Here is a 23,207-nt window from a genome sequence, read left to right as displayed (position 1 = left end):
TTTTCCATGCCCCGCTCTTTGGCCAGCGCCTTCGCGCACAATTTTCTCGGACATTCACCGCGCTGGTACAAGCTTTGTTTGCTGTTGTTTTTGCTCGTTAACCCGCTGTTACTGTGGATTGCTGGCCCGGTTGCAGCAGGATGGCTGCTGGTGGGTGAGTTTATTTTCACCTTGGCGATGGCGCTCAAGTGCTACCCGCTGCTGCCCGGCGGATTATTGATGGTCGAAGCCTTGCTGCTGAAGATGACCAGCCCGCAGGCACTGTATGACGAACTGCTGCACAATTTTCCGGTGATCCTGCTGTTGATGTTCATGGTCGCAGGCATCTACTTCATGAAAGACCTGTTGTTGTTTCTGTTTTCCCGTCTGTTGCTCGGTGTGCGCTCGAAAAGCATGCTCGCGTTGATGTTTTGCTTCTTGTCGGCGTTTCTCTCGGCATTTCTGGATGCGTTGACCGTGACGGCGGTCATCATCAGCGCTGGGGTTGGCTTCTATTCGGTCTATCACCGGGTCGCCTCGGGCAACAATCCACGCGAACCGATTGCATTCAACGATGATCAGAGCCTGCACACCAATCACCATGCCGACCTGGACCAATTCCGCTCGTTCCTGCGCAGTTTATTAATGCACGGCGCGGTCGGTACGGCACTCGGCGGCGTCTGTACGCTGGTTGGCGAGCCGCAGAATCTATTGATCGGGCATGAAATGGGCTGGAATTTCAGCCAGTTTTTCCTGCATGTCGCACCGGTTTCACTGCCGGTGTTGGTGGCCGGACTCGTGTCCTGTGTGCTGCTGGAAAAACTGGGCTGGTTCGGCTACGGCGCCTTGTTGCCCGTCAGCGTGCGCAAGGTGCTGGCTGACTACGCGGCTCAAGATAATGCCGAACGAACCAACGACCAACGCGCAGCCTTGATCGTGCAGGGGCTGTCAGCGTTGATTCTGATTGGCGGGCTGGCGTTCCATATCGCCGAAGTGGGACTGATCGGCCTGCTGGTGATTGTGCTGATCACGGCGTTTACCGGGATCACTGAAGACAGCCGCATCGGCGAGGCATTCAAGGATGCAATGCCCTTCACGGCCCTGCTGGTCACGTTTTTTGCTGTCGTCGCGGTGATTCACGATCAGCAATTGTTCACGCCGCTGATCCACTGGGTGCTGAGCCTGCCGCCCGAGCAACAGCCAGGCATGCTGTTCATTGCCAACGGCCTGCTGTCGGCTATCAGCGACAACGTATTCGTTGCCACTATTTACATCACCGAAGTGAAGCAGGCGTTTATTTCCGGGCACATGAGCCGTGAACACTTCGAGGCACTGGCTATTGCAATCAACACCGGGACCAACCTGCCCAGCGTCGCCACACCGAATGGTCAGGCAGCGTTTTTGTTTCTGCTGACCTCGGCGATTGCACCCCTGATACGCCTGTCGTACGGGCGCATGGTCTGGATGGCCCTGCCCTATACCGTGGTCATGGGCCTTTTGGGTTGGTACGCGGTCAGCTATTGGTTGTAGCAGCACAACCGCTGGCTCGCGCCTTGGCCGGACACGCCGTGCGGTGCAGGTTCAACGCGGTATTGATGATGCCTATGTGACTGAACGCCTGAGGGAAGTTGCCGAGCATGCGCTTCCCCAAGACGTCATATTGCTCAGCCAGCAACCCAACGTCATTGCACAAGCCACACAATCGATCGAACAACGTGCGGGCCTCAGCATGACGGCCCAGCAGCACGTATACATCGGCAAGCCAGAACGAACACACCAGGAAGGTCCCCTCGCTACCTGAGACGCCATCCTGCGTCCGATCACTGTCGTAGCGCAGCAGCAGACCCTCTTGCATCAGGGCCTTTTCTATCGCGGCAACGGTGCCGATTACCCGGGGGTCATTTGCCGGCAAAAACCCGGTCAAGGCGATCTGCAACAGGCTGGCGTCCAGCGCTGTCGAACCGTAGGTCTGTACAAAACTGCCCAGTTGCGGATCGAAGCCATTGAGGCACACGTCCGCATGAATTTCATCGGCAACCGCACGGTAATGGCGCGCCAATGCATGGTCTTCTTCGGTTTCAGCCACCTGGGCAGCGAAGTGCGCGTTGCGGTCGAAGGCCACCCAGGTCATGACCTTGGAATGGGTGAAGTGCCGTGGCTCAGAACGAATTTCCCATATGCCCTTGTCAGGCAGGTGCCAGACGTTTTCCAGAAACGGCATGATCACCTTGATGATGGCCGCGCTGCGTGGCGGCCTGGGCAAACCGCCTTTACTGGCCTGCGTCATGGCATCGGCGACCTCGCCATACACATCCAGTTGCATTTGCGTCGCCGCAGCGTTGCCGATTCGCACCGGACGTGAGTTTTCGTAGCCGCCGAGCCAAGGCAGTTCGTATTCCGGCAGACGCCGCTCGCCGCCCAGGCCGTACATGATCTGTATCTGTTCCGGATTGCCGGCCACGGAGCGCAACAGCCATTCCCGCCATGCGCTGGCCTCTTCGTAATAACCCAGGTTCATGAACGCCAGCAGGGTCATTGTTGCGTCTCGCAGCCAGCAATAACGGTAATCCCAATTCCGTTCTCCGCCCAACTGCTCTGGCAATGACGTTGTCACGGCCGCGACGATGCCGCCGGTAGGCTCATACGTCAGTGCTTTAAGGGTGATCAACGAACGCTTGACCTGGGCCGACCACTGACCGACCTCCGGGCATCGATCAGAAAACTTCCGCCAGAATTGCTCAGTCGTTTTCAGCGCTTTTTCGCCGTCGATAACGGTATGGACTGGATGATTCGACGCTTGATGACTGAGGACGAACACCTTGCGCTGTCCAGCCTCGACCAGGAAGTTGCTACCGGTGCGGTGATCCAGTGCATGCAGTGCTGTCGGCGTGCGCAGCACCAACATTTCAGGGCCGGCAACAGCCGTCAGGGTGTGCGGATCGCGCATTTCAACCCAAGGCACACTGCTGCCGTAATCAAAGCGTATGGACAGGTCCAACTCGAACCCCACACTCCCTTCCAGTCCCACCACGATGCGCACCACGCTGCTGGCGGTTTCCGTGGGCATGAAGTCGATCAGCATGGCGCGCCCGGTGTCAGTCTCGAACAGGGTTTCGAGAATCAACGTACCTTCGCGGTAGCGCCTTTCGGTGTGTTTGACCGGATCTTTCGGGCTGATTTTCCAGCGTCCGTTGCCCGCGTCGCCGAGCAACGCGGCGAAACAGGCTGGCGCATCGAATCGAGGGAAGCACAGCCAGTCCAGCGAACCGTCCTTTGTGACCAGCGCGGCAGTCCTGCAATTGCCGAGCAATGCATAGTCTTCAATCAGTGCGGCCATAGTCGGTATCCAAAAATTCAGTCTGGCAGAATGTAACGCTTGATTGCCGTCGCCACGCCGTCCTCCAGGTTGCTGCCGGTGACGTAGTCAGCTTGGCTGCGCACGCTTTCCTCGCCCTGGCCCATGGCAATCGACAGCCCTGCCTTGCGGAACATCGCAACATCGTTGCTCCCGTCGCCGATGGCGGCCGTGTGTGCCAGCGATATGCCCACATACTCGGCCAATGTCACCAGCGCCGCGCCTTTGTTCGCCGCCACCGCGTTGACATCCAGGTAATACACTTGTGAGCGCGAGGCCAGCGCGAGCCCGGCGATGTGTGGATTCAACTGCGCTTCGAGACGTTTGAGTAACACGTGATCGGCACTGGCGGCGACGATTTTGTCTATCCGGTCCAGGTAGGGTGCGAAACTGGGCACAAGGATTGGGTCGTAGCCCAGCGTATGACGTTCGTGATCAACGTAAGCGCCATTCAGGTCGAGCAATAACCACTGATCATCGGCGAATACCCAAACGGCACACTCGTGATCGGCAAACATTGCCAGGCTGGTGATAGCTGCCGCCTGCGGAATGCGGTGGGCCGACATCACGCGGCCATCGGGGTAGGTAATCAAACCTCCGTTGAACGCCACGGTCGGCAGATCGATGCCCAATGCTTCAACCTGCTGACGCATCGCCCTGGGCGGACGGCTACTGGCCAGGGTGAACTGGATACCGGCCGCTCGTAATTGCCCGATTGCCTCTATGTTTGCCTGGCTCAAACTGTGGTCGGGACGCAACAAAGTGCCGTCGATATCGCACAACACAAACTGGATGAGGGGCCGCTGTTGACTGCTCATCCGATGCTGTGCCATTCACGTCCGTCCCGGGTCAGTAAGTCATCGGCGCCAGAGGGCCCATCCTCACCGGCCTTGTATAGCTCGACGCTGCTGTTTTTGCTCCATGCATCCAGAAACGGCTGCACTGCACGCCAGCCATTTTCGATGTTATCGGCGCGCTGGAACAAGGTTTGATCCCCGGCAAGGCAATCAAAAATCAGCGTTTCATAACCTGTGGAGGGCAGCATTTCGAAGAAATCCTTGTAGGCAAAGCCAAGCCGGATACTTTCCAGTTCCAACGTCGGCCCCGGACGTTTCGCCAGTAAATCGAAACCCATGCCTTCGTTAGGCTGGATCTGGATTTTCAGGTAGTTGGGTTTGAGCCTTTCGATGTCGGTGTCGCGAAATTGTGCGTAAGGCGCTGGCTTGAAGCAGATGGCTATTTCGGTGTCACGGACGCTCATGCGCTTGCCTGTGCGCAGGTAGAACGGCACACCGACCCAGCGCCAGTTGTCGATCATGACCTTCAAGGCGACAAAGGTTTCCGTGGTGCTGTCAGCCGCTACGTTGGGTTCTTCCCGGTAGCCAGCAATGCTTTTGTCGCCAATCGTACTTTCGGTGTACTGGCCGCGCACCGAGTTAGCCAGCGCCTCCTCCTCGGACCATGGGCGAATCGCACCGATGACCTTGGCCTTCTCCCCACGCACCGCGTCAGCACCGAAGGCGGCCGGTGGCTCCATGGCGATCATCGCCAACAGCTGGAACAGATGATTGGGCACCATGTCTCGCAGCGCCCCGGTATGTTCGTAAAAACTGCCCCGGGTCTCCACGCCTACGATTTCCGCAGCAGTGATCTGTACATGGTCGATGTAGTGGTTATTCCAGAAGGCTTCGAATAAGCCATTGGAGAAACGGCTGACCAGAATGTTCTGCACCGTTTCCTTGCCAAGGTAGTGATCGATTCGATAAATCTGTTTTTCCGTCATGACTTTGAGCAGGCAGGCGTTCAGGGCTTCAGCGCTACGCAGATCCGAGCCAAAGGGCTTTTCAATCACCACACGCCGAAAACACTCATCGGTTTCCTCCAGCAACCCGGACGAGCCCAGGCGCTTGGCGACTTCGCTGAAAAAACGGGGTGCCGTGGCCAGGTAGAACACCGCATTCCCGGTGTTAGTGTCTTTGATTTTCTCGGCCATATCGCTGTAGGTGGAATCGTCGAGGAAGTCTCCCTGCACGTAGCTGATCCGCGAGGCGAGTTGGCGCCACAGTTCCGGGTCCAATGGCTCAGCCCCGCCCTCGGCGACCTTGCCCGATGCTTCCTGGCGGATAAAGTCTTCGAGTTTTTTGGCGAAGTCGATGTCACTGATTGCGTTGTGGTCCACGCCAACGATGTGAACGCCACTGCCCAACAACCCGTCCCGGCTCAGGTTGTAGAGCGCGGGCATCAACAAACGCTTGACCAGATCGCCGTGAGCGCCCAACAGAAACAAGGTCGTAGGGGGTGCAACCTCAGGCTTTTGTTTTGACTTGGAGTGCAACAGGCCCATTATTTTGGTCCTTCTTTATGTCCGCCAAAACCAAAGCGCATGGCAGAAAGCAGCTTGTCACCATAGGTACTCTGCTGGCGTGAGCGGAAACGTGCAAACAGTGCGCCGGACAATACGGGCACAGGCACCGACTGCTCCATGGCCGCATCAATGGTCCAGCGCCCTTCGCCGCTGTCAGCCACTGACCCGGAATAGGCCTCGAGTTGCGGATCGGTGACCAGCGCATCGGCGGTCAGGTCCAGTAACCAGGAGGATACAACGCTGCCGCGGCGCCAGACTTCGGCGATATCAGCCACATTCAGATCAAAGCGCTGTTCAGGCGCAAGGTTGTCGGAGCCCTTCGTTTTGAGAATGTCAAAACCTTCGGCGAACGCCTGCATCATCCCGTACTCGATGCCATTGTGAATCATCTTCACAAAATGCCCGGAGCCTGCGGGGCCGGCGTGAATGTAGCCACGCTCAGCCCGATCATCGGCAGCGTCTCGGCCTTTGGTCCGCGCCACCGAGCCATAGCCAGGGGCGAGGCTGTCGAATAATGGATCAAGACGCTGCACCACCGCACTGTCGCCGCCGATCATCATGCAGTAACCCCGATCGAGGCCCCAGACGCCGCCTGACGTACCCACGTCGATATAGTGCAAATGCTTTTGCGTGAGGGCCTGGGCCCGGCGAATATCGTCCTTATAGAACGTGTTACCGCCATCAATGATCACATCGCCAGCTTCGAGCAGTTCGCTGAGGGCGTCGATGGTCTCTTCCGTCGGCTCGCCGGCTGGCAGCATGACCCACACTGCGCGTGGTTTCTCCAGGGTGGCCACCAGCGCGGCAATGTCTGCAACAGCGGTTGCGCCTTCTTTGGCAAGGGTAGTGCGGGAGGCTTCATCCCAGTCGTAAACTACGGTTGAATGGCCCTTGAGCATCAACCGTCTAGCAATATTGCCGCCCATGCGGCCCAGTCCAATAATTCCAAGTTGCATGTGGTGGTGCTCCTTAATGCAAAGAAAAGGGAATGCCTCACCTGATAACCCGGTAGTACACAACAGGTTAGTCCAGAGGGCTCGGACATAGTTCGCAACAGGCTGGGGTGTCGGCATGAGCCTGCCTGATAACGCGCGCTTCCGCGATCAGGAAACGTTCCTGACAATAAAAAATAAAAAAGTTCCATTCTTGCGAAAAAGAAATCAGAATCGGCAGCGAGAGTGGTTGGCAAAGGTGGTTAAGGCTTGGATGATTACCGCCCCCCTCCCGCTAACGTTGTTGAAACACACCATTTGCGAGGTGAGCAATGGGCACATTACTAGCAGCACGTCCCCCCCAGACCCTGTATGTCAGCATCCGTCGTGATGAGCTCAAGCAGCTCAAAGATGAACGCGATCAACTGCAGAATAAAGTCGCCCATTTGATCTTGCTGCTGCAAGAGTCTCAGTCTCTGCTGGCCGGACCCACCCACGGTCTGCAAGCCTGCAACTGACGCCACTTTGCGTCCTCGCCGCAAGCCACGCACTGCCCGATCGGGGCGTTGGCTTGCCCGGCAATTCGCCTGCCTTGAATCTCCGCGATCCCCCGATTAGCGTCCGCTTGATGCTCACCTTAAAGGTTTGAGGATCAAAAAATCCCATCGCCACCTATATACATGTGTCCCGCCTATCTCCTGACTCGTCGAACCAGACGCATGCTTTAGCGCGCCTGCTTAAAGCGTCTCCCTGTGCCGCCCCTCGGAAAAGGACTAATAGTTCACATTCTTTTCACAAACTTTTGACTAAAATTTCAGCCTTTTTTAAAAGCAGCCCGAACGCCGGGAAAAATTCGCTGGTGCGGACCTCCGTAACCGGCAATTCGATTTGTTAACGTGCTGGAGCCCTTGATGGCGATTTTCAAACGGAGCGCGACTACTCCGAAAGGTTTTGACTGGGCCGGACTGTGCTGGCTTTTCCTGTTTTTTTGGTATTTCTCTGGCATCACCCAACTCCTTATACAAGTGACCGGAACTTCCGGTTTTGCCGGTTTCCGCCAAGCCTTTGTCATGAGCGGCATCTGGTTAGCGCCGATGCTGCTGTTCCCCGCTAAAACACGCGTGATGGCCGCAGTCATCGGCGTCGTGTTGTGGGCCTGCTCCATGGCCAGCCTGGGTTACTTCTTCATCTATCAGCAGGAGTTTTCGCAAAGCGTCATCTTCATCATGTTCGAGTCGAACGTCTCGGAAGCTGGCGAATACATGACCCAGTATTTCGCCTGGTGGATGGTGCTGGGCTTCCTGGCGCACACTGCGATGGCGATTTTCCTCTGGTCACGTTTGCGGCCGGTCTACATGCCACGCCCTCGTGCCTGGGTGGTTTCGTTCCTTTTGCTATTCACCATCATCGGTTATCCGCTGATCAAACAACTGGCACGGCATGACGAACTGAGAGCAGGACTCGAGAGCTTCGAAACCCGCATTGAGCCCGCAGTGCCATGGCAGATGCTGGTAGCTTATCGTCGCTATGGCGAGCAGTTGAGCAGCATGCAGGGCATGCTCGACAGCAGCAGCAAGATTACGCCGCTGAGCAATCTGAAGGACCAGCAAGCCAATCTCCCCGCCACGATGGTGCTGGTGATCGGCGAGTCGACCAATCGCCAACGGATGAGCCTGTATGGCTACCCGCGTGAAACGACGCCCAACCTTGACCAGCTCAAAGATCAGCTGCAGGTGTTCGACAACGTCATCACCCCACGGCCTTACACCATCGAAGCCTTGCAGCAAGTGCTGACCTTCGCCAACGAAGAGAACCCTGATCTCTACCTCAAGACGCCGTCGATTGTCAGCGTCATGAAGCAAGCTGGCTATAAGACCTACTGGATCACCAACCAGCAGACCATGACCAAGCGCAACACGATGCTCACAACGTTCTCTGAACAGACCGACGAGCAGGTGTACCTGAACAACAACCGTAATCAGAATGCGGCCCAATACGACGGCGATGTGCTCGAACCGTTTTCCAAAGTGCTGGCCGACGCTGCGCCCCGCAAGTTTATCGTGATACACCTGCTGGGCACTCACATGAGCTACCAGTACCGTTATCCGCCGGCGTTCGACAAGTTCACCGACCGCCAGGGTGTGCCAGCAGGCGTCAGCGACGCGCAGGTGCCGATCTATAACACCTACGACAACGCCGTCCTGTACAACGATTTCGTGGTCTCGAGCCTGATCAAGGACTTCGCCAAGACCGATCCCAACGGCTTTTTGCTGTACCTCTCCGATCATGGTGAAGATGTTTACGACGGCCCGAACCATGACGTCCTGGGTCGTAACGAAGCCAAGCCGACCGCCCCGATGTATACGGTGCCGTTTTTGGTCTACGCGTCGCAGAAATGGCGTCAGACCCACAATTGGGACTTCGCCAGCATCAAGAGCCGTCCTTTTAGTAGCTCTTCTCTGATTCACACCTGGGCTCAACTGGCAGGTCTGAGCTTCGATGAGCTGGACGGCACTAAAAGCCTGGTCAGTTTCGATTTCAAAGAGCGCCCTCGTCTCATCGGCGACCCCTATCAGGAAAAAGGCTTGACCGACTTCAGCCTGATGCGCGGCAACACCCCTCCTGCGTTGATCGCGCCTAAAGTGGTCCAGCAGTAATCCTGCCCAAAGGCCTGCCAATCCGGCAGGCCTTTCTGTATCCCCCAAACACGCTCATGTCCTTGCCGGCTCGACCTGAGTCACGCGCAAAATAGTCTTCCGCGCTCAAAAACAAGCCAGCCCCGCCCCAACAAGCACCCCCGGCGCACCGAGAAATGGCGCAGGCCCTTCTGTTCTCCTGGGTCAAATACGCCTGAAATCGAGTGATTTTGTCTTGTAACCGAACCACGCGGACAGATTGTCGAACAATCCGACGGGCGGTACAGCGTCGGTTTTGTACGTTTGCGTGCCCCATAAAAGCGCGATTCGACAGCTAAATGCGTTGTTATCTGCCACTTTGGGGGTTAATCAAACGCCGCCGATCCGCAAGCCAGACACCTGCGTAAAAAAAAAGTCGAAACTTTGCCCTATGCCATGGGGTCATCATTAAAGAGAGCCTAAGCTATTGGCGTAACCCGAGTTTGGGCCCCACCACCCGTCCTACTACCACGCAACCGGTAAATAGGTACCGATCTTGCGTAGTGCTTGTGTGCCCGGCCATAGGACATGGCCCATAACAACTCAAGTGCTGTACCAACACTGAATTGAATGGGAGAAAAAGATGATTAGCGCCGCTGCCAAAACCCAGAAGGGAGAGAGTTTTAACCAGCCGGCCAGCGAGCTGACCCATCTGCCGGTCTTCGCTTCGACTAGCGTTCCACTGCTGCAACTGCCGACTTCACAGCCAAGTATTACCCTGACCAACAGAAGAAAAATTCTGTTCGTGACCTCAGAGTTGGCTGATCTGGTGAAAACCGGAGGTTTGGGCGATGTGTCTGCCGCACTGCCGCGAGCCATGCGCCACCTGCACGATGTACGCGTGCTGATTCCCGGCTACCCGCAAGTACTCAATAGCGGTAACCCGATCCATGTCATCAGCGAGCTGGGCGGTCATGCAGCCCTGCCACCGTGCAAGATCGGGCGCATGGACATGAAAGACGGTCTGGTCATTTACGTGCTGATCTGCCCGGAGCTGTACGAACGGGAAGGCACGCCTTACGGTGATAACAACGGCCGGGACTGGCCTGACAATCATATCCGCTTCGCCCGCCTCGGCCTGGCCGCCGCCGACTTCGCCGCCGGCGCGGTAAAAACCCAGTGGTGCCCGGAACTGGTACACGCCCACGATTGGCCAGCCGGATTGGCCCCGGCGTATATGCGCTGGCGGGGTCAGACCACACCGAGCATCTTCACCATCCACAACCTGGCGTATCAAGGCACGGTCAGCACCGGCTCCAGCCGCGAACTGGGTATTCCTGACCAGGCGCTGGGCGCCGACGGCATGGAGTTCTATGGCAAGCTCTCATTCATCAAGGCAGGTATGGCGTATGCCAGCCACATCACCACCGTGAGTGCGACCTATGCCAAGGAAATCACCACGCCGGCCTTTGGCTGTGGCCTGGAAGGCTTTCTGCAAAGCAAGGCCAGCCAAGGGCTGCTCAGCGGGATTCCCAATGGCATCGACGCCAGCTGGGATTCGGAAACTGATGAACACTTGATTTGCCGGTTTGCCCCGAACGAATGGCAGCGCAAGGAAATCAATGCCGACCATGTGCGCGAGCTGTTCGAGCTTGAACCTTCAACAGGCCCTTTGTTCGCCGTGGTATCGCGCCTGGTCTTCCAGAAAGGCCTGGACCTGACCATCGGTGTTGCCGAGCATATCGTCAATCAGGGCGGGCAAATTGCGATCATTGGTCGCGGCGAACCGGAGGAAGAGGACGCCATGCGCGCACTGGCCCTGCGTTTCCCTGGCCAGATCGGCGTGCGCATCGGGTTCAACGAAACGGATGCCCGACGCATGTTTGCCGGCAGCGATTTCCTGCTGATGCCTTCGCGTTATGAGCCTTGCGGCTTGAGCCAGATGTACGCCCAGCGCTTCGGTTCCTTGCCGGTGGCCCGTAAAACAGGGGGTTTGGCCGACACCATTGAAGATGGCGTGACCGGTTTTCTGTTCGAAGAGTCGACCGTGGAAAGCTACGCCGAAGCGCTGACGCGGGCGATCAAGGTCTTCGCCAATCCCGAGCTACTCAATGCCATGCGCTGCCGCGCCATGGCCGCCCCGTTCAATTGGCACAAAGCCGTGGAGCCATACGCCGAGCTGTACCAGGACTTGCTGAAAAAGAATGCAGGTGTTTCTGTTCATTATTAAAAGGCGTTAACGGATGCCTCTGCGCACGGATAAAAACTGGCGCCACGGTGCCGTATTGCTGGACCCTGAACACACCCGGTTTGCCCTCTGGGCACCGGATGCCTATTACGTCAGTGTCGAGCTCGAAAACGGGCAGTCGCTGACCATGCTGCCGCAGGACAATGGCTGGTTTGTGCTGGAGACCCGCTGTTCTGCTGGCAGTCGCTATCGCTACAACATTGATGGAGAAATGAAAGTCCCTGATCCCGCGTCCCGTGCGCAGGTGTCCGATGTGCATTCAGCCAGTGTTGTCGTCGATCCGTTGGCCTATCGCTGGTTGCACACTGACTGGCTGGGACGGCCGTGGCAGGAAGCTGTCATTTATGAACTGCACGTGGGGGTGCTGGGCGGCTACGAAGAGGTTGAAAAACATTTGCCCCGGCTGGCCGCACTGGGTGTTACCGCGATTGAATTGATGCCCCTGGCGCAGTTTCCTGGCGGGCGTAACTGGGGCTACGACGGTGTGTTGCCTTATGCACCGCAATCGACCTATGGCACACCCGACCAGCTCAAACACTTGATCGATGCCGCGCACGGTCATGGCCTGATGGTGATACTCGACGTGGTCTACAACCACTTCGGGCCGGATGGCAACTACCTGGGCCAGTATGCCAAAGGCTTTTTCCGCGATGATGTGAAAACCCCCTGGGGCCCGGCCATCGACTTCCGCCGCGAGGAAGTGCGCGACTTTTTCATTGATAACGCCTTGATGTGGTTACTCGACTATCGCTTCGATGGTCTGCGTCTGGACGCGGTACACGCCATCAATGACCCCACCTTTCTCCGGGACTTCGCCCGACGAGTCCGCGAGCAAATCGCCCCGCCCCGGCAGGTCTGGCTGACCCTGGAAAATGAATTCAACGACGCCAGCTTGCTGGAACAAGGCTTTGATGCGCAGTGGAACGATGACGGTCATAACGCTTTACACGTTCTGCTGACGGGCGAACGCGATGCCTACTACGCCGACTTCGCCCATAAGCCTACCCAAAAACTGGCCCGCTGCTTGAGCCAGGGCTTCGTTTACCAGGGCGAGAGTAATCGCCACGGCAATAGCCGAGGACAATCCAGTGGGCATTTACCCCCTAGCGCCTTCGTGCTGTTCCTGCAGAATCACGATCAAGTGGGCAACCGTGCCTTCGGCGAGCGCCTGCCACAACTGAGCGACGGTCCTGCATTGCGAGCGGCCACGGTGTTGCTCCTGCTCTCACCCATGATTCCGTTGATGTTCATGGGCGATGAATGGGCCGCGAGCGAACCCTTTCTGTTTTTTACCAGCCACCATGATGAGTTGGCCGATGCCGTGCGTGAGGGTCGTCGCGCCGAGTTTGCCGACTTCCCGGCGTTTGCCGATGAAGAGCAGCGTGAGCGCATCCCCGACCCAAATGCCCACAGCACGTTCGAGGCATCGCGCCCCGCCTACGAGACAACGCACCTGAACACCGACAAAGGCATTGATCATCAACGCTGGCTAGCGCTATACCAGCAGCTGTTGAACATTCGCCATCGCGAAATCATTCCACGCCTGTCAGGTACGCAGGCACTGGAGACTGACGTGCTGGACGACGGAGCCGTTACGGCTCGCTGGCGTATGGGTGACGGCAGTGTCTTGCGCATCGACCTCAACCTCGGCGAGCGCCCGGTCAAGCTGGCCGCGGCCCATCTGGACACCCTTTTGTATGAATCTCTGCCTGGGGCGGCCGAACTTTTCCGGCGGGGAACCCTCAACCCCTACACGGCCATTGTCAGCCTGATAACGACTGATGTTCTGGAGGAACAGGATGAGTAATGAGCAACTGCATATTTTAGCTGCCCGGGCCGGGCTGTCTGTGAATTGGATCGATGCCAACGGGCGGCTGCAAACCGTCAGCCCTGAGGCGCTACGCAAGGTACTCGACGGCCTGGGCTACCCCGCCGAAAGTGCCGATGATATTTGCATCAGCCTGCAACGTCTGCACAAGTCCAGTACGCCAAGCGCGGTCCCACCGCTGCTGACGCTGGACCATGGCAGCCTGCTGGATTTGTCGACGTGGTTCGCGCCAGAAACGCCGTTCGTGTTAAACCTCGAGGACGGCACCACCGTCGCTGCAACGCTGACGGATACAGCCCATCTGCCCGCCGTGGCGCCTGTGGGGTATCAGCAACTGCGCATTGCCGGTCAACACGTAACCTTGGCCGTCGCGCCTGCAACCTGCTACAGCATGGCCATGGCGACCGACACAGACGTCCCTCGCGCCTGGGGGCTGACCGTACAGCTGTATGGGCTACGGCGTCGGGGCGATGGTGGTTTTGGCGACATCCAGGCACTGGAAGCCTTGGCCCGAGCGGCCGGTGAGCGCGGTGCCGATGCATTGGCTATCAGCCCGGTTCACGCCATGTTTGCCTGCGACACCCAGCGCTATAGCCCCTACTCACCTTCCAGCCGGTTGTTCCTCAATGCGTTATACGCCTCGCCCGAGACCATTCTTGGCGAGCAAGCAGTGCGCATGGCCATCGGCGAGACCGGACTGGGCGCAGAGCTTGAGCGTCTCGAGGCATTGCCACTGATTGATTGGCCAGGGGCAGCCCACGCCAAATGGACGTTACTGCACGCGCTGTATAAAAACTTTTGCAGCGAAGCGCACCCGCTGTATGACGACTTCATCCACTTCCGCCATTGCGGTGGCGAAGCACTGGAGAACCATTGTCGCTTCGAAGCCTTGCAGGCCGAATGCCCCACGCTTGGCATGAGTCAGGATTGGCGCGAATGGCCGGACGAATTCAAGAACCCCCAGAGCGGCGCCATTACGGAGTTCGCCGTACGTCATGGGGAGCAAATCAGCTTCCATGCATTTGCCCAATGGCTGATCGCGCGCAGTCTGGAGCGTGCACAGGTGGCGGCCCGCAGCAGCGGAATGCGCGTCGGCCTGATCGCCGACCTGGCGGTAGGTGCCGACGGTGCCGGCAGTCAAGCCTGGAGCCGACAGGATGAGCTGCTTTCGGCGCTGAGCGTTGGCGCTCCGCCCGACATTCTCAATCGCTCCGGGCAAAGTTGGGGCATTTCAGCGTTTTCGCCAGATGGCTTGAAGCGCAACGGCTTCCGCGCCTTTATCGAGATGCTCCAGGCCAACCTGGCCCACGCCGGAGGCTTGCGCATCGACCATGTCCTGGGCCTGCAACGGCTCTGGGTGGTACCTGTGGGTTCGCCACCCAGGGAAGGGGCGTACCTCAACTACCCATTCGACGATCTGCTGCGCTTGTTGGCCCTGGAATCCTGGCGGCACAAGGTCATCGTGCTGGGCGAAGACCTCGGCACCGTTCCGGACGGCTTGCACGATAAATTGTCGGCGCGGGCAATTCTTGGCATGCGCGTGTTGTTGTTTGAACAGGACAACGCCCACTTCAAACCCATTCTGCAGTGGTCCGATCAGGCCCTTGCGATTACCAGCACCCACGATTTGCCCACCCTTGCGGGCTGGTGGAGCGAGCGTGATATCGATTGGAACAGCACGCTCGGTCATATTGATGAACAGACCGAGCGCGATTGGCGCGAAAGCCGGCAACGCGAACGCCGAGGCCTGCGGCAGGCCTTGAGTCAGGATTCAGCCAATTTCCGTAATGACGTCAGCGAAAGCGATCAAATCATTGATGCCAGCGTTCGCTACCTTGGCCACACCCGTGCACCGCTTGTACTGCTGCCCATGGAGGATCTGCTGGGCGTCGAGGAGCAGTTCAATCTGCCAGGCACCATCGATAGCCATCCAAACTGGCGTCGACGTCTACCCGGTGACTGCGCCACGTTGCTTGAGGGCTACGATGCCACCCGACGTCTGGCATTGCTGGCGCAAGCACGCCAGGAAGCGGCGGAGCGGGACCGATGAACGCTCCACTCAAACCACTGAGAGCCACACAGCGCCTGCAGTTTCACAAGGGTTTCACCCTGGATGACGCCGTGCCGCTGGTGCCCTACTTCGCCAGCCTGGGCATCAGTCATCTCTATGCTTCGCCGCTGCTCAAAGCGCGCGCCGGTTCGATGCACGGCTACGACGTGGTCGATCCGCGCGTCATCAACCCGGAACTGGGCGGTGAACCGGCGTTGCGGCGCCTGGTCAGTGCCCTGCGTGCGCAGGGCATGGGTCTGATTCTCGATATCGTGTCCAATCACATGGCGGTCGGTGGTGCGGACAACCCCTGGTGGCTCGACCTTCTGGAATGGGGGCGTCGCAGCCCATATGCCGACTTTTTCGACATCCAGTGGCACTCTCCGGACCCATTGCTGGAAGGTCAATTACTCCTGCCCTTTCTCAGCAGCGATTACGGCACCGTACTTAAGGCGGGCGAAATACCGCTGCGCTTCGATGCCGAGCACGGTGCATTTTACGTCGAACATTATCAGCATTACTTTCCCATCAACCCGGCGACCTATGCGCCGCTGCTCAAAGCGGCCAATGACCCGAGACTGAGCGAACTGGCCCAGCGCTTTGCAGTACTCGATCACTACCCGCAAGCGTATGAACGAGCCCGACAAGCGCGCGCAGAACTGGCGACGTTGGCCCAACAGAAGGGTATCCAACAGGCCATCGAGCACGGGCTGAAGCAGTTCGATTCGCGCACGCAAGACGGCTTTGAGCGCCTTCATGAGCTGCTGGAACGCCAGCACTACCGGCTGGCCAGTTGGCGCACGGCGGGAGACGACATCAATTGGCGGCGCTTTTTCGATATCAACGAACTTGGCGGACTGCGTGTCGAGCGCCCTACCGTGTTCGAAGCAACCCACGGCAAGATTTTCGAACTGATCAGCGAGGGTCTGGTAGATGGACTGCGCATTGATCACATCGACGGGCTGGCCGACCCGCGCGGCTACTGTCGCAAGCTGCGACGCCGGGTAGACGGTTTGCTGGCTCAGCGTCCGCCGGCTGCGCCGTTGAGTCACCTGCCCATCTTCGTCGAGAAGATTCTCGGTCCGGATGAACAACTGCCCGAGGATTGGACCGTTGACGGCACCACCGGTTACGAGTTCATGAATCAGGTGTCGTTATTGCAGCACGACGCCAAAGGTGAAGCCCCTCTCGGCGAGTTGTGGAGTCGTCTCAGCGAACGCACCGCAGACTTCAACCTGGAAGTGCTGGAAGCGCGCAACCTGGTGTTACAGGGCAGCCTGGCAGGGGATTTTGAAAGCGTTGCTCAAGCCATGCTGCAAGTGGCCCGTAGCGACCTGATGAGCCGTGATTTGACCTATGGCGCAATTCGCCGAGCGTTATTGGCATTGGTGGTCAACTTCCCCGTTTACCGCACCTATATCAGCGCATGCGGACGTTCGGCCGAAGACGATCGTTTCTTCCGGCAAGCGCTTGAAGGTGCCCGACTCAACCTCAGCGAAGCCGACTGGCCAGTACTTGATTACCTGCAATGCTGGCTCGGAGGCCAATCATGGCGTGCATTGCCACTGGGCCGTTTACGCAAGATTCATCGCCATGCCTGCGTGCGCTTCCAGCAACTGACGTCGCCCGTGGCAGCCAAATCAGTGGAAGACACCGCCTTCTATCGCTCGGCAGTGCTGCTCTCACGTAATGATGTAGGTTTTCATCCGCAGCACTTCAGTGCTCCGGCATCCCGTTTTCATGAAGCCTGTACCCGCCGCGCCGAGACGTTCCCGGACAATCTTCTGGCCACCGCCACCCATGACCACAAGCGCGGCGAAGACAGCCGCACACGCCTGGCGGTGTTGAGCGAATGCGCGAACTGGTACACCGAACAGGTTGAGCATTGGCGACAATTGGCGATACCCCTCAAGGATGAAGGTATCAGCATCAGCGCCGGTGACGAGTTGATGCTTTATCAGACGCTGCTCGGCAGTTGGCCGCTGAATATGGAAGGCGGGCACGCGTTCGAAGACTACGCCGAACGGTTGGTGATGTGGCAGGAAAAAGCCCTGCGCGAAGCCAAATTGCAGAGCAGTTGGAGCACGCCGAACGAGCCTTATGAAAGCGCTTGCCGGAGTTTTCTCAATCGCTTGCTGTTGGCGCCGGAGGGTCTGGCCTTGCGCCAGTCTGTCGGCGCCACTGCCAACCGTATCGCAACCGCTGGCGCGCTTAACAGTCTGGCGCAAACGCTGCTGCGCATGACAGTTCCCGGCGTACCTGATCTGTATCAGGGCACTGAGTTCTGGGACTTCAGCCTGGTCGACCCGGACAACCGTCGCCCCGTGGATTACGCCGCGCGGGTACACGCTCTCGAACACTCCATGAGCGCCGATGCACTGTTGGCAAACTGGCAGGATGGGCGAATCAAACAAGCCTTGATCGCCAAGGTGCTGAATATGCGCGCCCAACACTCAGCGCTGTTCAGCCGGGGGAGCTATATTCCTTTGCGCGTGGTCGGTCTGTGTGCCGATCAAGTCCTGGCGTTTGCTCGAGTGATCGACGGACGCCATGCCATCGTTGTGGTCCCCAGATTGAGCAGTGAACTATTAGGCACTGCCCAAACTCCATTGATCAATGCGAGTAGTTGGGGAGATACACAGGTTATGTTGCCGTTCAAGGATTCAGATCATTGCTGGAAGGGACTTTTTTCAGAGACAGTAGTCACAACTAACAACGCGCTGATGCTCAGCGCAGCGCTCAAGGATTTTTCTGTAAACCTGTTTATTCAAACTGCGTAATACCTAGGAGTGTCGAGATGAGTGCCGACGAAAAACGAATCCGCGATTTTGCCTATCAAATCTGGGAGTCCGAGGGTAAACCTCACGGTCAGGAAGAACGGCATTGGGAAATGGCCCGCAAGCTGGCCGAGGCCGAGGCGTTGTCGCCAAACAAAAAAGACGTGAGCAAGACGGTCAAGCCCAAGCTGCCAAAAGTTGACGGGCCGGGCGATGCCAAGCCTGCTGCGTCCAAAGCCGCCTCTAAATCAGCGGCCAAGCCTGCCTCACCCCCGACACCGAAACCCGCGCCCGCGAAGAAACCAAAGTCGCCGGGCAAGCCCGCTGGGACCTGATATTCCTGGGTGCCGCAACGTGTACTACCGCAGCAGTCGCTTTAAACCCGGCCATTAACTGCGGTAGTTCTAACAGGTGACCTACATACATCGGAGCGCCCTAAGCTGCGGTGGCGGCCTTGGCCGCTTTCAAGAAATCATCCGTCGTCAGGAATGAATATGAGCACACCGCACTCCAAGACCCCGAAAGAGAACGTTCAACCCGCCCATGATCAAAAAGCCCATAAAAGTGACGTAAAGCCCGAAGCCGTTGTGTCGCGAATCCGTGAAGGGCTGCCCTTCCCGCTCGGCGCCAACTGGGATGGCCTGGGCGTGAACTTTGCGCTGTTCTCGGCCAACGCCACCAAGGTTGAGCTGTGCCTGTTCGATGCCGCTGGCGAAGTCGAACTGGAACGCATCGAGCTTCCCGAGTACACCGACGAAATTTTTCACGGTTATCTGCCCGACGCCCACCCTGGGCTGATCTACGGCTACCGTGTGTACGGCCCATACGACCCGCAGAACGGTCACCGCTTCAATCACAACAAACTACTGATCGACCCCTATGCCAAACAACTGGTTGGCAAACTGAAATGGTCTGAATCGCTGTTCGGTTACACCATCGGTCACCCGGATGGCGACCTGAGCTTCGACGAACGTGACAGCGCCCCTTTCGTGCCGAAAAGCAAGGTAATCGACCCTGCCTATACCTGGGGTCGTGACCAAAGGGTCAGTGTGCCGTGGGACCGAACCATCATTTACGAAACCCACGTGCGTGGCTTCACCATGAGCCACCCTGCGGTGCCTGAGGAATTGCGCGGCACCTTCTCCGGGCTGATGGTCGATGAAGTCATCGAGCACATTCGCAAGCTCGGCGTCTCGTCGGTGGAATTGCTGCCGATTCACGCGTTCGTCAATGACCAGCATCTGCTACAGAAAGGCATGACCAACTATTGGGGCTATAACAGCATCGCCTTCTTTGCCCCTGACCCGCGTTACCTGGCCCACGGCAAGATCGCCGAGTTCAAGGAAATGGTCGCTCACATGCACCATGCCGGCCTGGAAGTGATCCTCGACGTGGTCTACAACCACACCGCCGAAGGCAACGAGCTTGGCCCGACCCTGTCGATGCGCGGCATCGACAACGCCTCCTACTACCGTTTGATGCCCGACGACAAACGCTTCTATATCAATGATTCCGGCACCGGTAACACCCTCGACCTCAGTCACCCCTGCGTGTTGCAGATGGTGACCGACTCGCTGCGTTATTGGGCGACAGAAATGCACGTCGATGGCTTCCGTTTTGACCTGGCGACGATTCTGGGCCGCTATCACGACGGGTTTGATGAACGCCACAGCTTCCTGGTCGCCTGCCGCCAAGACCCCGTGCTGCGCCAAGTGAAGATGATCGCCGAACCGTGGGACTGTGGTCCCGGTGGTTATCAGGTCGGTGGTTTCCCGCCTGGCTGGGTGGAATGGAACGACAAGTTCCGTGACACCGTACGTGCGTTCTGGAAAGGCGACGACGGCCAGCTGGCCGACTTCGCTGGCCGCATGACTGCCTCGGGCGAGATGTTCAATCAGCGCGGGCGTCGGCCTTATGTGTCCGTCAACTTCATCACCGCCCACGACGGCTTTACCCTGCACGATCTGGTGTCTTACAACGAAAAACACAATGAAGACAACGACGAGGACAATCAGGACGGCAGCAACAACAACCTGTCCTGGAACCATGGCGTAGAAGGCCCCACCGATAATGCGGAAATAAACGAACTACGCTTGCGGCAGATGCGCAATTTCTTCTCTACACTCCTGTTCGCCCAAGGCACGCCGATGGTGGTTGCCGGGGATGAATTCGCCCGCACCCAGCACGGCAATAACAACGCCTATTGCCAGGACAGCGAAATCGGTTGGGTCAACTGGGAACTGGATGATGACGGCAAGTCGCTACTAAGATTCGTACGACGCCTGATCAAGCTGCGCCAAGCCTATCCGATCCTGCGCCGTGGTCGTTTTCTGGTCGGCAATTACAATGAAGAAATCGGCGTAAAGGATGTCACTTGGCTGTCTCCAGACGGCTCTGAGATGTCCATTGAGCAGTGGGAAGACGGTAACGGTCGCTGCCTTGGCATGTTGATGGATGGCCGCGCACAGGTCTCCGGCATTCGCCGCCCCGGCCAGGACGCCACGCTGCTGTTAGTGGTCAATGCGCATCACGACGGCGTCAATTTCACGTTACCCAAAGTGCCCGAAGGCATCTTCTGGACGTGCCTGATAGACACCAATCAGCCCGACAGTCACAGCCATGGGGAGTTGCAATTCGGGACGGAATACACAATCACGGGGCGCTCCCTGCTGCTGTTCGAACTGCACCGCGAAGAGCAACCATAAACCGGGCGCTGGGCAAGGACGTACAGACGCGCTGACAATCATCGACGAATGCTGTACCCGAGCGGCCTCTACTGGCCGCCCCGGGTAGCTGGCATGCAGTCAAGGCGTTGGCCATCCGCCGACAAGGACGTGAGATCTGTGAGCGAACATCTGATCGTGGGCAGTGGTGCCTCTCGCCATGCCTGGAAGCATTCTAAACGCCTGGCCGAACTGCCCGTCATCAGCACCAATATGCTGGTGCCGCCCGGTTCTCGCGCCGTGATCATTGCGCCTCATCCCATAGACGAAGTGTTGGGCTTCGGCGGCCTGATGCAACAACTGGCGCAGTTGGGACGGCCACTTCAGTTGATTTCAGTGACCGACGGCAGTGCCAGTCACCCTGGATCAAGCAGTTGGCCAGTGGAGCGTTTAAGTGTGATCCGCCCGCAAGAAAGCGCCGAAGCCCTGCGTCGCCTGGACCTGCCGTTACACAGTTTGCAATGGATTCGTGGCGGCTTTACCGACAATGCTGTCGCTAAACAGGAGGACGCACTCACCGATTTCATCCAGCGCTATCTGCGCACAACCGACGTGGTCTTCACCCCATGGGATCACGACGGCCAGTGCGACCATGATGCGGTGGGCCGCGCGACCGCTAAAGCGGTTGAATCCGCGGGTGCCCAGTGCCACGAAGTACCGATCTGGGCCTGGCACTGGGCACAACCGGAGGACGACCTGATCCCTTGGCAGCGCGCGCGCAAGATTTTGCTGGACCCGGCGACGGTGGCGCGTAAACGGCATGCCGCACACGCATTCGCCAGCCAATTGCAAGGTGATCCCGAGACGGGCCTGCTACCGGAGTTGGCTACCCCGGTGCTGGAGCGCCTGCTGCGACCTTTCGAAGTGGTGTTTCTATGAGTAGCGAAGAGTAGCGGCGAGCGCTATGACCCTCGCCGCTCACGCGTCATTCCTGATGCGCTGTCTGTAACCCTGCGCGACTCGGCTGGCTCAGCGTGTCACTGAAAAAGCGCACGGCGTCGGCACTCAGGTTACGGTGGATATCGACTCGGTCGACACCTTCGGCATCGGTACACAGGCCCGGAGTACTTACTTGCTGCTCATCCGTACACGGTGCAAGGAACACGAAATGCCCTGCCCCGGGCAACAGTTTGAAATTCGGTGCCTTAGGCAGTTTGCGCGCCAGGGCTTCGGCATTTTTGTCCAGAGCGAGCAATTGGTCCCCGTCACCGCTGTACAGCAGCACGGGTACATGAACGTCAGCCAAGGTATGGCGGCCGAACATCAAGCTCAATGGCGCCATTAGCATCAACGCCCCTACACGTGGGTCCGCTTCTGCACGTAAATCGTCCCGATCGGCAATCAACTCGCCCTGCCTCGTGCAAGCATCGCGGTCCATTGGACGTTCAGCACAATATTTACGCAGGCGTTGCAGATCCGGTTGAGCACCGGCCAGGATCAATGCGGTTTCACCACCTGCCGAGTAACCAATGACGCCAACGTGCTGCCCATCAACATAGGCAGAAAGCATCGGGTCCATGAGCGCAGCACTGATGGCTTCGGATATTTGCAGGGGCCGTCCGTACAAATTGCTAAGACTGCCGAGACGGCTGTGGTCCTTATAGTTGTCACCGGGGTGAATCACCGCGACCACGACAAACCCCTTACGGGCCAGAGAGGTTGCCAGGTCATGCAGCGCCAGCGGCGTACCGGTGTTGCCGTGGGATAGCATCAGCAGGGGAAAACGCCCCATGGCGATCGTCGCGTCTTCACCGGCAGCAATTTGATAGCCATCGACTTTGCTGATTTTTTTTGAGTCAGTCGATGGATAGAACGCAATCGCGCTCATCGGCTGCAAATCCAGCGGATCAAGAAACGTCAGGCGATGAAATCCCGCGCTCCAGTGAGTACCTGCTTCGACTTGCACCGAAATCAGGCTCCCAAGCAGACATACCAACATCACCGCACAAAGACGCACCATCGCAAGGCCCCACCTTTGTAGATCCGAGTAAGCGAACGGTGAAGTCCGCTGCGGGTTGCAGCGCTCTACACTGATCCGCGCTCCCGGCGCCGATAGCTATAAGAGTAGCTGCTCGACAAATAGTGCATAAGCCGAGCCACATACTAAAAAAACATGAAAACGAGATCCAAAATGACCCCGCTGCCTGTTCGATAGCTAACAAATGCAATCTTACTGTGATTGCAGTCCGCTTACCCGTAAGTAAATCGTCAAAGATGAAGGTTTGTCGCAATGGCGCTCTTGAATGGCGCCAAACGCAAAAAACCCTGCAACCCTTACGTCATTACGCAGGGCGGCAGAGTTTCTGGTGTGCGGTGTTGCCCTATTCAGGGCAAC

Annotated in this window: 15 protein-coding genes; 10 read left to right on the top strand and 5 right to left on the bottom strand. The window is 57.9% G+C overall.

All coding sequences use genetic code 11. From position 1 onward, the window contains the following. The first annotated feature begins 6 nt into the window (after window positions 1–6). Window positions 7–1,509, top strand: a complete 1,503-nt coding sequence (gene nhaB / locus AC1MEA_RS20230; protein ID WP_219059741.1) for a sodium/proton antiporter NhaB — start codon at window positions 7–9, stop codon at window positions 1,507–1,509. Here nhaB and AC1MEA_RS20225 read toward each other — a convergent pair. From AC1MEA_RS20225 to gnd, 4 genes are read right to left on the bottom strand one after another with little or no spacing between them, the layout of a single operon-like run. Beyond that, complete coding sequence (locus AC1MEA_RS20225) at window positions 1,493–3,316, bottom strand: glycoside hydrolase family 15 protein (RefSeq protein ID WP_219059742.1); 1,824 nt, start codon at window positions 3,314–3,316, stop codon at window positions 1,493–1,495. The genes nhaB and AC1MEA_RS20225 overlap by 17 nt on opposite strands. A 17-nt stretch (window positions 3,317–3,333) precedes the next feature. Beyond that, window positions 3,334–4,152, bottom strand: a complete 819-nt coding sequence (locus AC1MEA_RS20220; protein ID WP_219059743.1) for an HAD family hydrolase — start codon at window positions 4,150–4,152, stop codon at window positions 3,334–3,336. Further along, window positions 4,149–5,678: a glucose-6-phosphate dehydrogenase gene (gene zwf, locus AC1MEA_RS20215; protein ID WP_219059744.1), complete on the bottom strand. Its 1,530-nt coding sequence runs from the start codon at window positions 5,676–5,678 to the stop codon at window positions 4,149–4,151. Before zwf ends, AC1MEA_RS20220 begins: the two co-directional genes overlap by 4 nt. Beyond that, the gene (gnd, locus tag AC1MEA_RS20210) at window positions 5,678–6,655 is read right to left on the bottom strand and encodes a phosphogluconate dehydrogenase (NAD(+)-dependent, decarboxylating) (protein ID WP_480417183.1); all 978 of its coding nucleotides are present in this window, start codon (window positions 6,653–6,655) and stop codon (window positions 5,678–5,680) included. Before gnd ends, zwf begins: the two co-directional genes overlap by 1 nt. Before the next feature lie 308 nt (window positions 6,656–6,963). Between gnd and AC1MEA_RS20205 the strand changes: the two genes are divergently transcribed. The 9 genes from AC1MEA_RS20205 to AC1MEA_RS20165 all read left to right on the top strand — a co-directional run bounded on the left by AC1MEA_RS20205 (window position 6,964) and on the right by AC1MEA_RS20165 (window position 21,751). Continuing rightward, on the top strand, window positions 6,964–7,149 hold the full coding sequence (locus tag AC1MEA_RS20205) for a DUF6026 family protein (protein ID WP_219059746.1): 186 nt from the start codon (window positions 6,964–6,966) through the stop codon (window positions 7,147–7,149). 393 nt (window positions 7,150–7,542) lie between these two features. Next, the gene (locus tag AC1MEA_RS20200) at window positions 7,543–9,288 is read left to right on the top strand and encodes a phosphoethanolamine transferase CptA (RefSeq protein WP_219059747.1); all 1,746 of its coding nucleotides are present in this window, start codon (window positions 7,543–7,545) and stop codon (window positions 9,286–9,288) included. A 601-nt stretch (window positions 9,289–9,889) separates the two neighbouring features. After that, a complete protein-coding gene (gene glgA / locus AC1MEA_RS20195; protein ID WP_480417182.1) occupies window positions 9,890–11,476 on the top strand; it encodes a glycogen synthase GlgA in 1,587 nt (528 codons plus the stop codon). 13 nt (window positions 11,477–11,489) lie between these two features. Beyond that, a complete protein-coding gene (gene treZ / locus AC1MEA_RS20190) occupies window positions 11,490–13,301 on the top strand; it encodes a malto-oligosyltrehalose trehalohydrolase (RefSeq protein WP_219059749.1) in 1,812 nt (603 codons plus the stop codon). Beyond that, window positions 13,294–15,372 (top strand): 4-alpha-glucanotransferase, encoded by a 2,079-nt coding sequence (gene malQ / locus AC1MEA_RS20185; RefSeq protein WP_480417181.1) that lies wholly within the window; start codon window positions 13,294–13,296, stop codon window positions 15,370–15,372. The genes treZ and malQ overlap by 8 nt, the downstream gene beginning before the upstream one ends. Next, the gene (locus AC1MEA_RS20180; RefSeq protein ID WP_480417180.1) at window positions 15,369–18,152 is read left to right on the top strand and encodes a malto-oligosyltrehalose synthase; all 2,784 of its coding nucleotides are present in this window, start codon (window positions 15,369–15,371) and stop codon (window positions 18,150–18,152) included. Before malQ ends, AC1MEA_RS20180 begins: the two co-directional genes overlap by 4 nt. Before the next feature lie 17 nt (window positions 18,153–18,169). Next, the gene (locus tag AC1MEA_RS20175; protein ID WP_480417179.1) at window positions 18,170–18,484 is read left to right on the top strand and encodes a DUF2934 domain-containing protein; all 315 of its coding nucleotides are present in this window, start codon (window positions 18,170–18,172) and stop codon (window positions 18,482–18,484) included. Window positions 18,485–18,643: 159 nt separating this feature from the next. After that, entirely contained in the window at window positions 18,644–20,854 is a 2,211-nt protein-coding gene (gene glgX, locus AC1MEA_RS20170; protein ID WP_480417178.1) for a glycogen debranching protein GlgX, read from the top strand. A 138-nt stretch (window positions 20,855–20,992) separates the two neighbouring features. Beyond that, the gene (locus AC1MEA_RS20165) at window positions 20,993–21,751 is read left to right on the top strand and encodes a PIG-L deacetylase family protein (protein WP_480417177.1); all 759 of its coding nucleotides are present in this window, start codon (window positions 20,993–20,995) and stop codon (window positions 21,749–21,751) included. Window positions 21,752–21,797: 46 nt separating this feature from the next. On the opposite strand, the gene AC1MEA_RS20160 is transcribed toward AC1MEA_RS20165, so the two are convergent. After that, window positions 21,798–22,832 carry an alpha/beta hydrolase family protein gene (locus AC1MEA_RS20160; RefSeq protein WP_219059754.1) on the bottom strand — a complete coding sequence of 345 codons (1,035 nt, stop codon included), beginning with the start codon at window positions 22,830–22,832 and terminating at the stop codon, window positions 21,798–21,800. Window positions 22,833–23,207: the final 375 nt, after the last annotated feature.

This window comes from Pseudomonas sp. ASL8 (genome assembly GCF_056680355.1).
This window is presented reverse-complemented; position numbering and strand designations above follow the sequence as displayed.

Excerpts from the sequence above, each read along its gene's own strand:
- glgA (WP_480417182.1), top strand. The coding sequence starts at position 9,890 with ATGATTAGCGCCGCTGCCAAAACCCAGAAGGGAGAGAGTTTTAACCAG.
- treZ (WP_219059749.1), top strand. The coding sequence starts at position 11,490 with ATGCCTCTGCGCACGGATAAAAACTGGCGCCACGGTGCCGTATTGCTG.
- nhaB (WP_219059741.1), top strand. The coding sequence starts at position 7 with ATGCCCCGCTCTTTGGCCAGCGCCTTCGCGCACAATTTTCTCGGACAT.
- AC1MEA_RS20205 (WP_219059746.1), top strand. The coding sequence starts at position 6,964 with ATGGGCACATTACTAGCAGCACGTCCCCCCCAGACCCTGTATGTCAGC.
- AC1MEA_RS20200 (WP_219059747.1), top strand. The coding sequence starts at position 7,543 with ATGGCGATTTTCAAACGGAGCGCGACTACTCCGAAAGGTTTTGACTGG.
- AC1MEA_RS20180 (WP_480417180.1), top strand. The coding sequence starts at position 15,369 with ATGAACGCTCCACTCAAACCACTGAGAGCCACACAGCGCCTGCAGTTT.
- malQ (WP_480417181.1), top strand. The coding sequence starts at position 13,294 with ATGAGTAATGAGCAACTGCATATTTTAGCTGCCCGGGCCGGGCTGTCT.
- AC1MEA_RS20160 (WP_219059754.1), bottom strand. The coding sequence starts at position 22,832 with ATGGTGCGTCTTTGTGCGGTGATGTTGGTATGTCTGCTTGGGAGCCTG.
- gnd (WP_480417183.1), bottom strand. The coding sequence starts at position 6,655 with ATGCAACTTGGAATTATTGGACTGGGCCGCATGGGCGGCAATATTGCT.
- AC1MEA_RS20175 (WP_480417179.1), top strand. The coding sequence starts at position 18,170 with ATGAGTGCCGACGAAAAACGAATCCGCGATTTTGCCTATCAAATCTGG.
- AC1MEA_RS20220 (WP_219059743.1), bottom strand. The coding sequence starts at position 4,152 with ATGAGCAGTCAACAGCGGCCCCTCATCCAGTTTGTGTTGTGCGATATC.
- AC1MEA_RS20225 (WP_219059742.1), bottom strand. The coding sequence starts at position 3,316 with ATGGCCGCACTGATTGAAGACTATGCATTGCTCGGCAATTGCAGGACT.
- glgX (WP_480417178.1), top strand. The coding sequence starts at position 18,644 with ATGAGCACACCGCACTCCAAGACCCCGAAAGAGAACGTTCAACCCGCC.
- zwf (WP_219059744.1), bottom strand. The coding sequence starts at position 5,678 with ATGGGCCTGTTGCACTCCAAGTCAAAACAAAAGCCTGAGGTTGCACCC.